Origin of the sequence: Arthrobacter sp. efr-133-TYG-120 (genome assembly GCF_030209785.1) — a bacterium.
GTDB lineage: Bacteria > Actinomycetota > Actinomycetes > Actinomycetales > Micrococcaceae > Arthrobacter.
Window position 1 is genome coordinate 255162 of the sequence record NZ_JARVRI010000014.1, and the last position, 14286, is coordinate 269447.

At 64.7% G+C, this 14286-nt stretch carries 12 protein-coding genes and 2 riboswitches; of the genes, 9 read left to right on the plus strand and 3 right to left on the minus strand.

From position 1 onward, the window contains the following. Positions 1-52: 52 nt before the first annotated feature. Positions 53-260: riboswitch (cyclic di-AMP (ydaO/yuaA leader) on the plus strand. A gap of 2 nt (positions 261-262) precedes the next feature. From QRN51_RS09460 to QRN51_RS09500, 9 genes are all read left to right on the plus strand, one after another. Beyond that, entirely contained in the window at positions 263-1081 is an 819-nt protein-coding gene (locus tag QRN51_RS09460) for a M23 family metallopeptidase (protein WP_284989622.1), read from the plus strand. A gap of 145 nt (positions 1082-1226) precedes the next feature. Then, positions 1227-1393: riboswitch (cyclic di-AMP (ydaO/yuaA leader) on the plus strand. Positions 1394-1398: 5 nt separating this feature from the next. Continuing rightward, positions 1399-2163, plus strand: coding sequence for an NlpC/P60 family protein (locus QRN51_RS09465; protein WP_059388194.1), 765 nt, complete (start codon positions 1399-1401; stop codon positions 2161-2163). A gap of 250 nt (positions 2164-2413) precedes the next feature. After that, positions 2414-2914 carry an HNH endonuclease gene (locus tag QRN51_RS09470; protein ID WP_028266173.1) on the plus strand — a complete coding sequence of 167 codons (501 nt, stop codon included), beginning with the start codon at positions 2414-2416 and terminating at the stop codon, positions 2912-2914. A 37-nt stretch (positions 2915-2951) separates the two neighbouring features. After that, entirely contained in the window at positions 2952-3581 is a 630-nt protein-coding gene (mobA, locus tag QRN51_RS09475; RefSeq protein ID WP_284989623.1) for a molybdenum cofactor guanylyltransferase, read from the plus strand. A 31-nt stretch (positions 3582-3612) separates the two neighbouring features. After that, positions 3613-3900, plus strand: a complete 288-nt coding sequence (locus QRN51_RS09480) for a DUF6457 domain-containing protein (protein ID WP_059388193.1) — start codon at positions 3613-3615, stop codon at positions 3898-3900. Continuing rightward, positions 3897-5222 carry a molybdopterin molybdotransferase MoeA gene (locus tag QRN51_RS09485; protein ID WP_284989624.1) on the plus strand — a complete coding sequence of 442 codons (1326 nt, stop codon included), beginning with the start codon at positions 3897-3899 and terminating at the stop codon, positions 5220-5222. The genes QRN51_RS09480 and QRN51_RS09485 overlap by 4 nt, the downstream gene beginning before the upstream one ends. A gap of 62 nt (positions 5223-5284) precedes the next feature. Beyond that, positions 5285-7621, plus strand: a complete 2337-nt coding sequence (locus QRN51_RS09490; RefSeq protein WP_284989625.1) for an FdhF/YdeP family oxidoreductase — start codon at positions 5285-5287, stop codon at positions 7619-7621. A gap of 1 nt (position 7622) precedes the next feature. Further along, complete coding sequence (gene fdhD, locus QRN51_RS09495; protein WP_284989626.1) at positions 7623-8522, plus strand: formate dehydrogenase accessory sulfurtransferase FdhD; 900 nt, start codon at positions 7623-7625, stop codon at positions 8520-8522. A gap of 195 nt (positions 8523-8717) precedes the next feature. After that, entirely contained in the window at positions 8718-11744 is a 3027-nt protein-coding gene (locus QRN51_RS09500) for an alpha-mannosidase (RefSeq protein WP_284989627.1), read from the plus strand. A 201-nt stretch (positions 11745-11945) separates the two neighbouring features. Here QRN51_RS09500 and QRN51_RS09505 read toward each other — a convergent pair whose 3' ends face one another. Genes QRN51_RS09505 through QRN51_RS09515 form a run of 3 tightly spaced genes read right to left on the minus strand, consistent with a single transcriptional unit; the run spans position 11946 to position 14259 of the window. After that, positions 11946-12773, minus strand: a complete 828-nt coding sequence (locus tag QRN51_RS09505) for an amino acid ABC transporter ATP-binding protein (RefSeq protein WP_284989628.1) — start codon at positions 12771-12773, stop codon at positions 11946-11948. Further along, a complete protein-coding gene (locus QRN51_RS09510; protein ID WP_059388188.1) occupies positions 12760-13425 on the minus strand; it encodes an amino acid ABC transporter permease in 666 nt (221 codons plus the stop codon). Before QRN51_RS09510 ends, QRN51_RS09505 begins: the two co-directional genes overlap by 14 nt. A gap of 15 nt (positions 13426-13440) precedes the next feature. Then, complete coding sequence (locus QRN51_RS09515) at positions 13441-14259, minus strand: amino acid ABC transporter substrate-binding protein (protein ID WP_284989629.1); 819 nt, start codon at positions 14257-14259, stop codon at positions 13441-13443. Between the last annotated feature and the right edge of the window lie 27 nt (positions 14260-14286).

Sequence of the window (14286 nt, forward strand, 5' to 3'; positions counted from 1 at the left end):
GGCGCCGATACCAAAGCGTTACCTGATCCGAAGCCGAGTTCTGCCAGCGGATCAGGTGGATTAGTCCATTCACTGGCAGAAACGGAGGAACCACCATCGGCTGTCGAAAGACGGCCTTGGGGTGAAGTCCGTAGCGGAAGTGCAAACAACGCAAGGCCCCTCCGGGTACCTTGCGTTTCGTGCCCTTCGCGCGGACCGGGTCCACGATCTCTCTGGCCCGAATCCGACAGCTAACTTCGCAGGCTTGCCAGAGAGGAAAACCTTGACCACGCAGAACACCAGGGGCCGCAGGCGCGCGTCCGGTCCTACTGCTGAGCTGCGGAGCACAAGCGCCGTCGAGCACGAGCGGCCGCGCGATCCCCATCGCGAACTTCGCCGCCGCAAGGGTCCCTTGCGGCAGATGGCCGAATTCGCCGCCGCGAGCGGAGCAGGACAGAAGGCCGGAGTGGCCCTCGCTACGACGGGCCTCATCCTGACAGTCGCCATGCCGGGCACCGGCGCCATGACTGCCGCGGCGGATTCAAGCCAGGCCGCCTCGGCTGTGGGCACCCAGCCCGAGATTCCGGCCGCGGCAAGCGCCACGATCGACTTCAGCCGTGCCGCAGTGTCAACCACTGCGGATCCGGATAGCAAGCTCAAGCAGCTCTTGAGCGCACAGTCCGTCGGCACCATCAAGACCTCGTCCTCCAAGGGCACCCTGGGGGCGCCCCTGGACACCCTGACCACGGCCTCGCCTTTCGGCTACCGCGTGAATCCCATCACGGGCGGGTTGGGGGAGTTCCACCGCGGACAGGACTTCGTGGCCCAGTGCGGCACCCAGGTCCATGCTGCCGCGGCCGGCAAGGTCACCTTCGCCGGCTGGCATCCGTATGGCGGCGGAAACCGCATTGTGGTGGACCATGGCAACGGCCTGGAAACCACGTACAACCATTTGTCGTCGTTCAACGTCCAGGTGGGCCAAACGGTTGGCCGAGGCGATGTCATCGCATTGAGCGGCACTACGGGCGCCTCCACGGGCTGCCACCTCCACTTTGAAGTCATGGTCAACGGCGACGTCGTTGACCCCCTGGGCTGGCTGTAGCCAATCCGATGGAAGTCTCTCGCATGCTTGTCACGCTCCGTGACCTGAATGTGACATTCAGCCAAAACTCATGTACCGTCTAACTCGCATCAACTTTTAGAGAGTTGATGCACTCGGGTGGATTGCCTAGCTCTGCCACTGCCCGAGGTTCCGTTCGCAAAACATCGTCTGGCAGAGGCGGGGGACCCACTTTTGGTCATCTTCACCGATGGCCTTGGGGTTAAGTCGCACGACTTCCGAGAGGGAGGAGTGTGGCCGGATGACTCCCATCCGAATCCGACAGCTTACCTCGCGGGCATAGGGAGAGGCCTCTTAACGTGTCTTCACGCTCTACTGTTGCGCGCCACCGTGCCGCGGTCACCAAGACCAACTCGCTTGCCGTTATCGCTAAGACTGTCGGCAGCAACGCCGGTGGCGTAGGCCGTCAGGCAGCCGTTATCGCAGCTGCTTCCGGTCTGGTGCTCACTAGCGGTATCGCAGCCAACGCTGCAGAAACCAACGTTCCCCGCGAGTCCACTTCGACCTCCGCCCTGGAAGTCCAGTCCATCGCCCAAGCCAGCATTTCGGCCGACTCCTCCGTCGCCATCAAGTACGAACGCCCGGTGGTTTCAACCGAAGCTGCTCCGGTTGTCGCAGCTCCGGTTGCCACCCAGGAAGCCGCTCCGGCTTCGCAGGCTGCCACGGGTGCCGCTACCGGCTCCTCGACGCTTTCTGTGACCGCTGCTGTTTCGCCCGCCACGAAGGTTGCCAGCGGCAAGGGCGCAGCGATTGCTGCCGCAGCTTACGCTCAGCTTGGCGTTGCCCAGGACTGCACTGCCCTGGCCTCGAACTCCCTGGCCGCTGTTGGCATCAACTTCCACGGCTGGCCGGCAGACTACCTCTCCCTTGGCCGTACGGTCAGCGCTGCTGAAGCGCAGCCGGGAGACCTGGTCTACTACCAGAACGGTGGCATGGGCATGGCCCACATCGCTGTTTACGTCGGCAACGGTATGGCAGTCCACGGCGGCTGGAACGGTGGCACCACCGCCCTTTACAGCGTCAATGTCGGCTCCGGCCCGGTCTTCATCCGCGTTGGTGGCTAAATAGCCCCCGGTTACATAGCTTCACTGGAACATCCCCGCTGGTCCGCCGGTGGGGATGTCCTGTTTTAACGAGCGTGCGCTTACGTGTCCGGCACATGAACTTTGACCGACACTGCGCTGGAACCCCCGCATGGATTCGTTGATCTGGCCTTCTGGTGTTTACTCTTAGGTTGTCGATCCACAGCCCGTACATGCAGAGGGCAGCCGGCCCTCGCGCCCCTGACGGGTGCGGCCGTGAAGAGGTACGTGCATGCGCACACTCGTTCTGAATGCTGGATATGAACCGCTGGCGGTAGTAACCTTCCGCCGGGCGCTGGTCCTTGTGCTCACCGGAAAAGCGAGCGTAGTGGCCGAAGGCGACGAGCCTGTCGTCGGGCCACAAGAGATTCTCGGACGTCCTTCCGTGATTCTGCTCAATCGCTACATCCGGCCGAGGTACAACACCATCACGGCGGTCACACGCCGCGGCGTCTTGCGCCGCGACGGTCACCGTTGCGCCTACTGCGGGAAAGCAGCGCACACCATTGACCACGTCCACCCCAAATCCAGGGGCGGCGCGGATTCCTGGGAAAACCTGGTGGCAGCGTGCTTGCGCTGCAACAACGCCAAGAGTGACCACACCCCAGCCGAGATGGGCTGGAAACTGAGGTTCACTCCGGCGGCGCCCACCGGGACTATCTGGCAAATCAAGGAGCTTGAGAAACCTGCGCCCGCATGGGATCCCTTCCTCCTGCCCGAGTCGGCGGCCTGAACCGGAATTGAGCCCGCTTCCCGGGTAATCTGGGCGGGTGGACTTTGATGCGGTGATATTGGCGGGTGGCAAGTCCTCCCGCCTCGGCGGCGTGCCCAAAGCCCAGTTGAGATACGACGGCGCCACACTCCTTGAGCGCGCCGTGGCGGCCGCACGCGGTGCGGGAAGCGTCGTCGTCGTCGGCCCGGATCCCGGCACTCTGCCGGACGGCACATTGACCGCGCGGGAGGAGCCGCCCTTCGCCGGACCCGCAGCCGCGATCGCCGCCGGACTCCTCGCCCTGGGGCACGAAGGCGAAACGCAAAACGGCGAGGAGCCGTCCACGAAGCACGCGCCCTGGGTTCTCGTCTTGGCCTGCGATATGCCCCTGGCCGCCGCCGCGGTTCCGGTCCTGCTCCGGGAAGTTACAGGCCACCAGGACACGGATGGGGCCATGTCCGTATCCGGCGACGGTAGGAAGCAGCCGCTGCTCGGGATCTACCGCGTATCTGCTTTGCAGCGCGAAGTGCAAGCTGCCGGAGAAGAACGTGGCCTGGTCAACGCCGCGGTTTTCCGCCTGCTTGCTAGGCTTGATCTGCTGGCCGTGCCTGTCCCCGCAGGGTCCACTGATGACGTGGATACCTGGGATGACGCCGCGGCGCTTGGAGTGGACGGCGACCTGCCGTGACAACAGCTGTACCGGACAGTGGAGGCGGATCGTGAAGAGCCAGGAAGAAACGCTCGAGGAATGGTGCAGGAGCCTGCTGCAAGCGTATGAGTTGGACGACGTCGAGATCGACATCAACGAGATCCTGTCCCTGGCGGGCGTCGCAGCCCATTCGGTGGTCCGGCCGGCGGCTCCTTTGACAACCTTCATTGCGGGCTTTGCGGCCGGGCTTGCCGCGGGCTCGGGACAAGCCACCCAGGCAGCGTCGATGGATGCAGCACTTGGCCTGGCACGCACGCTCGCGAAGGACTATACGAACCCCGGAACCGACGCCGGATGACGGAAGCCGCCGGGCATGTCCAGCATGCCGACCACTTGTGGGCCGAGGCGCGGCAACTTGCCTTCGATAGCGCCACGCCCATTCCCGCCGCAGCCGTTGCCCTGAAGGACGCCATCGGCAGGACCCTGGCCTCGGATGTCCACGCCCTGCAGGATCTGCCGCACTACGCGTCCTCTGCGATGGATGGCTGGGCAGTCAACGGCAGCGGTCCATGGATCCTCGCCGAACCCGGCCATCGGCTTGCACCGCACCAAGCCAGCCCGATCGCCACCGGTGGCCTGATCCCGCCCGGGGCCAAGGCCGTTCTGCGGAGGGAGAGCGGGGTCCTGACCACGGACGAAGACGGCTTACCACTGCTCGCGCTCGGCGGGAACGCGAAGCCCGGCGAACCGCGCAACGGGCAACACATCCGCGACGCGGGAGAGGAAGCCGCGGCGGGCGAGCTGCTGATCAAATCAGGCGTCGTCCTGAACCCGGCCCATCTCGCCCTGGCCGCCCTGGCCGGACGTGATGAACTGGACGTCCTGGGCAAGCCCCTCGTGAAAATGGTGCTGACCGGCGCCGAGGTGGTGACCACGGGTGTCCCGGCCCCCGGGCGCGTGAGGGATACCTTCGGTCCCCAGCTTGGCGCCGTCGTCGAGCTCCTTGGCGGCATTCGCGGCGAGCAAATCAAGGTGGGCGACTCCTATGACGAATGGCTCTCGGCCCTTGAGGAAGGTGAGCTGTCGCCGGACGCGCCACCCGCCGACGTCGTCATCACCACCGGGGGTACCGGCCGTTCGGGAACGGACCACTTCCGTCGGGCCATTGCGGAGCTGGGTGGCCGCTTGCTGATTGATGGAATTGCGATGCGTCCGGGACATCCCGGCGTTTTGGCCGAGTTGCCGGACGGTCGCTTCGTGCTGGGTCTCCCAGGCAATCCGCTCGCGGCCATGATGGTCCTCTTCACGATCGGCGCGCCGCTCCTCGCGGGTCTGGGTCACGGAACACTGCCCGAGGTGGGCGAGGTTCCTTGCGGTGCAATGCTCGACGCCGATCCCGGGCGCACGCGCTTGCTTCCCTTCAGGTTTGTGTACGGTTTGGCGTCGCCGGCCCAGCACGCGGGGCCCGGGATGATGCGCGGCCTCGCCAGTGCGGACGGAATCATGGTGGTGCCGCCGCACGGCGTACAACTTGGAGAGGCAGTGCCAGCTTTTCCATTGCCGTGGGGGCCGCCGCTTCCCCGGCCGAAGCCACCGGAGGACAAGGCCAAGAAGACTCCTGCCAAGCCAGCACGGAAGGTTTCGTCCGGTCCGGTGGACTGGAGCGCCCTGACGGGCTGAGAGTTTCAGGTGCGGGATGGACGCGGGTGGATTAGAGAGTCAGGCCTTGCAATGATGGGGACATGAACAGGCATGCTCCCGAGCAGGACATCAATGAAGATGACCTCCAGATCCACCCACCCAAGCGCTCCGCGGCGGGCGTCAAAGCTGTCACCGTGGCATTGGAACGGGGCTGGTCCCAAGCGGGTGTCGGCCGGACCGTCAAGTCAATGCTTCGCGTCAACCAGCGGGACGGTTTCGATTGTCCCGGCTGCGCCTGGCCGGAGTCCATCACGGGCAAACGCAGTCCCGCCGAGTTCTGCGAAAACGGGGCCAAGGCAATCGCCGAGGAGAGCACCACACGCGTGGTCGACGCGGAGTTCTGGGCCCGGCACTCCCTGGCCGAGCTTGGGGACAAGACCGAATACTGGCTCGGCAGCCAAGGCCGCATTGCCGAGCCCGTCGTCATCCGCCCTGGCGAGACGCACTATTCGCCGATCAGCTGGACGGATGCTTTCGCCCTGATCGGCGAGCACGTGAATGCCACCACGCCGGACCGCTGCGTTTTTTACACCTCGGGGCGCACGGCCAACGAGACAGCCTTCATGTACCAGCTGTTCGCCCGCAGCCTGGGCACGAACAACCTGCCCGATTGTTCGAACATGTGCCACGAGTCTTCCGGAAGCGCCCTCAACCCGACCATCGGCATCGGCAAGGGCACTGTCTCCCTGGAAGACATCCATGAAGCTCAGTTGGTGTTCGTTGTGGGGCAGAACCCCGGCACGAACCATCCGCGCATGCTCTCAGCCCTGCGTGATTGCAAGAACAACGGCGGCAAGGTCGTAGCCGTCAATCCATTGCCGGAAGCCGGGCTCCTGAACTTCAAGGACCCCCAGTCGCTCAACGGCGTGGTAGGCGGCGGCACGGACATCGCCGATGAATTCCTCCAGATCAAGGTGGGTGGCGACCTTGCCTTGTTCCAAGCGCTGGGCCACCTCCTGTTGGAGGAGGAGAAGCGGAAGCCGGGAACCGTGGTTGATCGCGCCTTCATCGAGGCGCAGACCGACGGTTTCGAGGCCTACGCCGAAGCCCGGGCTACCCTGGACTGGGCAGAGACGGAACGCGCCACGGGCCTGAGCCGTATCGAAATCACCAAGGTGGCCGGCATGCTCGCCGCGTCAAAGGGCACCATCATTTGCTGGGCGCTGGGCCTCACCCAGCAGCCGCACTCCGTGGACACCTTGCGGGAAATCATCAACCTGCTGCTCTTGCAGGGAAACTTCGGCAAACGCGGTGCCGGCGCCTGTCCCGTGCGCGGCCACTCCAACGTACAGGGCGACCGCACGATGGGCATCTGGGAGAAACCGTCCGAAGGCTTCCTGGCAGCCTTGGACAAAGAGTTTGGATTCACCACACCGCGGGTCCACGGATACGACTCCGTGGAAACCCAGCACGCCTTGGAGAAGGGCGAGGTGGACGTCTTCGTTTCCATGGGCGGCAACTTCGCCGCGGCAGGTTCGGACACCGTCGCCCTGGAGGAAGGGCTCAAGAAAGCCGGGCTGACGGTCCATATCTCCACCAAGCCCAACCGCGCCCATGTTGTACACGGCAAGACCTCCCTGATCCTGCCCACCCTGGGCCGCACGGACACGGACGACAAACACCCGGGCGGACGGCAGATCCTCTCCGTTGAAGACTCCATGTCCGTCATCCACTCCACGCAGGGCCGGTTGACTCCGATTTCGGAGCATTTGCTTAGCGAACCCGTCATCGTCGCACGCATGGCGCAGGCGGTCCTCGGGGACAACCACCCCGTGGATTGGCGGGCCATGGCCGAAGACTACGACGTCATTCGCGACCACATCTCCAGGGTGATCCCCGGCTTCGAGGACTTCAACGCGCGGGTGCGGACCAAGAACGGCTTCGTGCTGCCGAACCCGCCACGCGACACCCGCACGTTCGCCACGGACATCGGCAAGGCGCGATTCACCGTGAGCCCACTGGAGTACCTCGAAGCCCCTGCCGGCCACCTGATCCTGCAGACAGTCCGCAGCCATGACCAGTACAACACCACGTTTTACGGGCTCGACGACCGATACAGGGGCATTTCCGAAGGCCGCCGCGTGATCCTGGTCCACGAGGACGATCTCGGCGAACTCGGCTTCGAAGACAGGGACATGGTGGACGTCATCTCCACTTTCCGCGGAACGGAGCGCCGGGCGGACAAGTTCCGGCTGGTTGCCTACCCAACGGCCAAGGGTTGCGCCGCCGCGTACTTCCCCGAGGCCAACGCCCTGGTCCACCGGGAGCTCGTTGCCCGTGAATCCAATACCCCCGGCTACAAGGCCATGACGGTGCGGTTCGTCAGACACGGGGAAGCCGCCGGGCATGCGGAACCCGCCGGGAAGGTGGGTAGCTGAGATGGGACGGGTGACCCAGCGCCGCAAGGTGCACAAATTCGTCCTGGACGGCTCCGCCCAGGCCCTGGAGCACCCGGTCCGCTACCGCGAGGACTTCCTGGCCGTCGAGGAACCGCTCGAGGTGCGTTTGGGGCACATGTCCTTCTCGGTGACCATGCGGACCCCTGGCGACGACTTCGACCTCGTGGCGGGCTTCCTGGTCTCCGAAGGTGTTATTTGGGACCCGGCCCAGCTCATTTCCCTGCGCTTCTGTGCCGGCGAGGACGAGAACGGCGTTCAGACCTTCAACGTGGTGGAAGCTCAGTTGCGTCCCGACGTCGTCCTGCCGGAGACCGGGCGCAACGTCTACACCTCCAGCTCGTGCGGGATCTGCGGCACCGACTCCATCGAGGCAGTGCGTAAATCCTCACACTTCAGCCCCGAGGACGACCCCCTGAATGTCCCGGTGGAGGTTCTGGCCGCGCTGCCTGACCGTCTCCGTGAAGCACAGGCGGTCTTCGACAAAACCGGGGGAGTACACGCCGCCGGACTCTTCCGGATCCACGACGACGGTGCTGTCGAGCTGCTGTGCCTGCGGGAAGACGTGGGGAGGCACAATGCGGTGGACAAAGTGGTGGGCTGGGCGCTGCGCGAAGGAATGCTGCCCCTGCGCGGCACCGTCCTTCAGGTCTCCGGGAGGGCATCCTTCGAGCTGGTCCAGAAGGCGGCGCTCGCAGGGATCCCGGTCCTGGCCGCCGTCAGCGCACCCTCCAGCCTCGCAGTGGAGCTCGCACAGGAGACCGGCCTGACGCTGGTGGGCTTCAGCCGGGGGACCAGCTTGAACGTCTACGCGGGCAGCGACCGGGTCGGAGTTCCGGCGGGAGCCGGTGGGGGGCCCACGCCGGCGAGGGCCCCGGCCTGAGCTTGCGAAGGCTGGGAGTCGGTGGGGAGTAGGGACCTGCAGGGATAGCCGCCAATCACTTGGCTATTGTTCGGGAAAGACGTAGATTTTATCCATCGAATGGAATCTGGTTCCTCCGGACAGTGATCTGCCTACTAGGCTGCTCATAACGGTAAGGAAGCAATCAACCTAGCCCACCGCCAAAGGGGACTTCAATTGCACGACGACCGCCGGATCACTGAGAAGCGGCTCGAACGTTTTGTCCGGGAGCGGATAGCCCCCGCCATCTATGGCCGTGCGCTGCCTCTTGAACTGAGCGGCTGGGATGCCCCGGGGGAGCCGGTTCCGGTCTCGGAAGCACTCCGCCAGGTCTTTGAACCCCAGGAACACGGTGCCGCCTGGGGCAAGGCCTGGAGCACCAAGTGGCTGCGGCTTCGGGGCGAAGTCCCGGAGGGGTGGGGAGTCGCCGATGGCACCACGGTGGAGATCGTCGTCGATCTCGGGTTCAGCATCGACGCACCCGGATTCCAGTGCGAGGGCATCGCCTGGCGCCCGGACGGCACCATCATCAAGGCCATCTCTCCGCGCAACCAGCATGTCCCGCTGAAGCTTCTGGGTGGCGGACTCTCGGTGGACTTCTACGTGGAAGCCGCGGCCAATCCGGATCTCAGCCAAAGCTGGACCTTCGCGGCAACCCCCCTGGGGGACAAGTCCACCTCCGGAGACGAGCTCCGCTACCGGCTCGGACGCATAGCCATTGCCGAACTCAATGAGGTGGTCTGGGAGCTCCACCAGGACATCTGGACCCTTAGCGGGCTGATGCACGAACTGCCCTTCGAACTGCCGCGGCGGCATGAGATCCTCCGCGCCTTCGAGCGCATGCTGGACATCATGGACCCGGACGATGTTGCCGGTACCGCAGCCGCCGGCAGGGAAGCCCTCGCCGAGGTCTTGAGCCGGCCCGCTTACGCCTCGGCCCACGAACTTCTGGCCACTGGCCACGCCCATATTGACTCGGCCTGGCTATGGCCGGTCCGGGAAACCATCCGCAAATGCGCCCGCACCTTCTCCAACGTTGTCGCCCTCATGGATGAGAACCCCGATTTCGTCTTCTCCTGCTCCTCGGCGCAGCAATTGGCATGGATGAAGGAGTTCTATCCTGAGCTGTTCATCCGGATCCGGGAGAAGGTGAAGGCCGGGCAATTCGTGCCGGTTGGCGGCATGTGGGTGGAATCCGACACCAATATGCCCGGTGGCGAGGCAATGGCCCGCCAATTCGTCGAGGGCAAGAGCTTCTTCCTGCAGGAGTTCGGGATCGACTGCCAGGAGGCCTGGCTGCCTGACTCCTTCGGATATTCCGGGGCCCTCCCGCAGATCGTCAAGTCCGCTGGTTCCCGGTGGTTCCTGACCCAGAAGATCTCCTGGAACCAGGTCAACAAGATGCCGCACCACACCTTCAACTGGGAGGGCATCGACGGCACGCGGCTTTTCACCCACTTCCCGCCGGTGGACACCTACAACTCAGAGCTCCACGGCCGCGAACTGGCCCATGCCCAGCGCAACTACCGGGAGCATGGCCGCGGCACCATTTCGCTGGTCCCCTTCGGTTACGGCGACGGCGGTGGCGGACCCACGCGCGAAATGGTTGCCGCCGCCCACCGGACGGCGGACCTCGAAGGCTCGCCGAAGGTGCGCATGGGAACCGCGAAGGAGTTCTTCACCCAGGCCGAGGCCGAGTACCACAACCTCCCGGTCTGGGTAGGGGAGATGTACCTTGAGCTGCACAGGGGGACGTACACGAGCCAGGCCAATACCAAACAAGGCAACCGCCGCTCGGAACACCTGCTGCGCGAGGCCGAGCTTTGGTGCTCGACGGCGGCAGTACGGACTGCGGGTTCGTTCACCTATCCCGCGGCGGACCTCAAGCGGTTGTGGCGGCTTGTACTCCTGCAGCAGTTCCACGACATCCTGCCGGGCAGTTCCATCGCGTGGGTCCACCAGGATGCGGAGCGGAACTATGCCGCGATCGCCCGGGAGTTGGAAGGCATCATAGCGGGTGCCGCGTCAGCCGTTCTGGGCGAGGGAGACACCACGTTCCTGCTCAATGCCGCGCCGCACGAGCGCAACGGTGTTCCGGCGCTCGCCGCTGCCGAGCCGGTCCACTCGGATAGTCCAGTCAGTGTCACAGAGCGCGCCGGCGGTTATGTTTTGGACAACGGCATCATCCGGGCGGTGCTGGACGCCAATGGATTGCTGACCTCCCTCTCCGATTACGCAACGGGCCGGGAAGCCATTGCGCCAGGGACGTTCGGCAACCACCTTGAACTCCACCGGGATACGCCGAACGAATGGGATGCCTGGGACATCGACGAGTTCTATCGCCGGAACGTCGTCCCGGTGGTCGACGCGCGATCGGTGACGCTGGAACGTGCGGGCTGGGACGTCGTCGTCGTGGTGGAGCGGACGGTGGGCTCCTCCACCATCACGCAGCGCATTTCCCTCGAAGCGGGCGCGGAATCCCTCGGCATTTCCACCACGGTGGACTGGCAGGAACACGAGAAACTGCTCAAGATCGGTTTCCCGCTGGATGTCCGTGCGGACCGTTCCGCCTCGGAGACCCAATTCGGGCATGTCTTCCGGGCTACGCACACGAACACGTCCTGGGAAGCCGCCAAGTTCGAATTCTGCGCCCACCGCTGGATCCACGTGGCGGAGCCGGGTTACGGAGTCGCAATCTCCAATGCCTCAAGTTACGGGCACGACGTCACCCGGACCATCCGTGACGACGGCGGGACCACCACCAATGTGCGTGTGTCACTGCTGCGGGCGCCCAAGTTCCCGGACCCCCAAGCCGACCTTGGGGTTCACGTCCTGGATCTGAGCATCCGGCCCGGCGCCAGCATCGGCGGGGCCGTGGAAGAGGGCTACCGGACCAACCTCAAACCGAGGTTGCTGGCAGGGGCGAACCCCGTTGAGCCGCTTTTCACGGTGTTCAACCAAGCGCTGGTCATCGAGGCCGTCAAGCTTGCCGAGGACGGCTCCGGAGACGTCATCGTGCGGCTTTATGAATCTCTGGGAGAACGCTCCACGGGCCTCATCACAGCCAACTTCGACTCCCGGATGGTGCAATCCGTGGACCTGTTGGAACGTCCCGTCGAGGCTCCCGGAGTGAAGCCCGGAGTGGGAGCTGCCGAACTGACCCTGCGCCCGTTCCAGCTGGTGACCTTGCGTTTCAGCCGCTAGACGGTTGCGTGCCCGGCCCACCCAACTAGCTCGCAGTAGATGTCGTTATGAGGGCCCAAAACGACAACAAATGCTGGGCCCACGCCGCCAGGGTTCCCTGGCCGTGGGGCCACACCGGCGAGGGTCCCTGCCTGAGCTTGCGAAGGCTGGGAGCCGGTGGGGACTTGCGAGGCGAGGGTGGCGGTGGGGATCAGTTGGGGGTCAGACGTCGTGCTGGAGGCGCTTGACGAATTGCTTGGTGCGTTCCTCCCGCGGCTCGCGCAAGACATCCGCTGCTGGTCCGCGCTCCACCACTACGCCGCCGTCCATGAAGATGACTTCGTCGGCAACCTGGCGGGCAAAGGCGAGCTCGTGCGTCACGATCACCATGGTCCAGCCTTCGTCGGCAAGTTCCTTGATGACACCGAGCACTTCGCCCACGAGTTCCGGGTCCAGGGCAGAGGTTGGCTCGTCGAAGAGCAGCAGTTGGGGTTTGAGGGCCAAGGCGCGCACGATTCCCACCCGTTGTTGCTGGCCGCCTGACAGCTCGAAGGGGTAAGCGTCGCGTTTGTCCGCGAGGCCCACCCGGGCCAGGAGCCGCTCGGCCTCCGCGACCACTTCCGCCCGTGGACGCTTCTGGACCTGGAGCGGTCCCTCGATGATGTTCTTGAGCACCGTCATGTGCGGGAACAGGTTGTAGTGCTGGAACACCATGGCACTGCGATCCCGGAGGGCGGCGATCTCCCGCTTGCCCACGCTGCCCGCGAAATCGAGGGTCAGTCCCGCGCCGGAGCCCCGGACCGTCCCCGCGTCGGCGTCCCCGAAGGTGACCGTTCCGGCGTCGGGCACTTCGAGGCCGTTAAGTGAGCGCAGGACGGTGGTCTTTCCCGAACCGGACGGCCCGATCAACGCGACCACCTGCCCGCGCCTGACGTCGATGTCGATTCCGCGCAGCACCTTGTTGCTGCCGAAGGCTTTGGCGAGGTCCCGGGCAGACAGCACCAGCCCGGAGTTCCCGTGGGGGGCGTTGCTGGGCTCAGTGGGCGACATAACGGTCCAATCTGCGCTCCAGGGCGGACTGGCCCGTGGAGAGGACGAGGCAAATGACCCAGTAAACCAGGGCGGACTCGAGGTACAGGATCATGAATTCCTGGCTGAATGCGGCGATCTGCTGGGCGTTGCGGAAAAGCTCGGTGACCAGGATGAGCGAAGCCAGCGAGGTGTCCTTCACGAGGGAAATGAAGGTGTTGGACAGTGGAGGTACCGAGACCCTGGCCGCTTGCGGGAGGATGATCCGCACGAGCGTCTGTGGACGCGACATTCCGATGGTGTGCCCGGCCTCCCACTGGCCCTTGGGCACCGACAGGATCGCGGCGCGGATGACCTCGGCCGCGTAGCCGCCCACATTGAGCGAAAACGCGATGATGGCGCTCGGCCACGGCTCCAGCTTCACGCCGATGCTCGGGAGACCGTAGAAGATCACGAACAACTGCACCAACAGGGGAGTCCCACGGATCACGGAGACGTAGAAGCGTGCGACGCCGGAGAGCAGCCTGTTGGGGCTCAAGCGCAAGAGGGCGACCAGCAGCGCCAACGCCAGGCCAATGGCGAACGAAGCCAGGGTGAGGGGGATGGTTCCTGTGACGGCGCCCCCGACGATTGGCCCGAAGGAACTCCAGACGAGGTCCCAGTTGAAGGTCATCTGATTGGCCGCCGGCTACTTGGTAACGTCTGCGCCGAAGTACTTCTGGGAGATCTTGGCGAGGGTGCCATCGGCCTGAAGGTCCGTGAGCGCTTTGTCGACCGCGGCTTTGAGTTCGGCGGATCCCTTGCGGAAGACCATGGCGCTTTGCGTCTTGTCGGTGGTCTCCGCGGCGATCTTCAAGCCGGAGTCCGGAGTGCTCTTGGCGTAGTCGAGGTAGGTCAGCTTGTCGTTGACGGTTGCGTCGACGCGGCCTTGGCGGACCAGGGTTGCGGCTTGCGCCCAGCCTTCGACGGACTGCACGTCGGCGCCTGCGTCAACTGCCATCTTGTAGAAGTTGCTGGTCAGCGACTGCGCGGTGGTCTTGCCTTTGAGATCGGCGAAGCTGTTGATGGAGTTGTTGTCCGACTTGGTCACGACGACGCCATTGGAGATCGTGTACGGCGCCGAGAAATCGTACTTGGCCGTGCGTTCGGGGTTGATGGAGATCTGGTTGGCGATCATGTCGAAGCGCTTGGAATCAAGACCCGCGAAGATGCCATCGAACTGGGTTTCCTGGAAGGTCGCCTTCACTCCGAGCTTGGCAGCGACGGCCTGGGCGATCTCGACGTCGAAGCCCGTGAGCGGACCGGCCCCGTTCTCGTGGAAGCTGAACGGCCGGTAGGTGCCTTCCGTGGCAATAACGATCTCGCCCTTGGACTTGATGGCGGACAGCGAGGTATCTCCACCCGACGTCGACGACGGCGAGGAACCACCGCCGCAAGCGGTCAGTGCCAGCGCGACGGCGGCCAGGGTTGCGGACAGTGCTGTGCGGCGGGTGGGCAGGCTCTTCATGAAAGCCATCTTAGTCACGGGACCGGA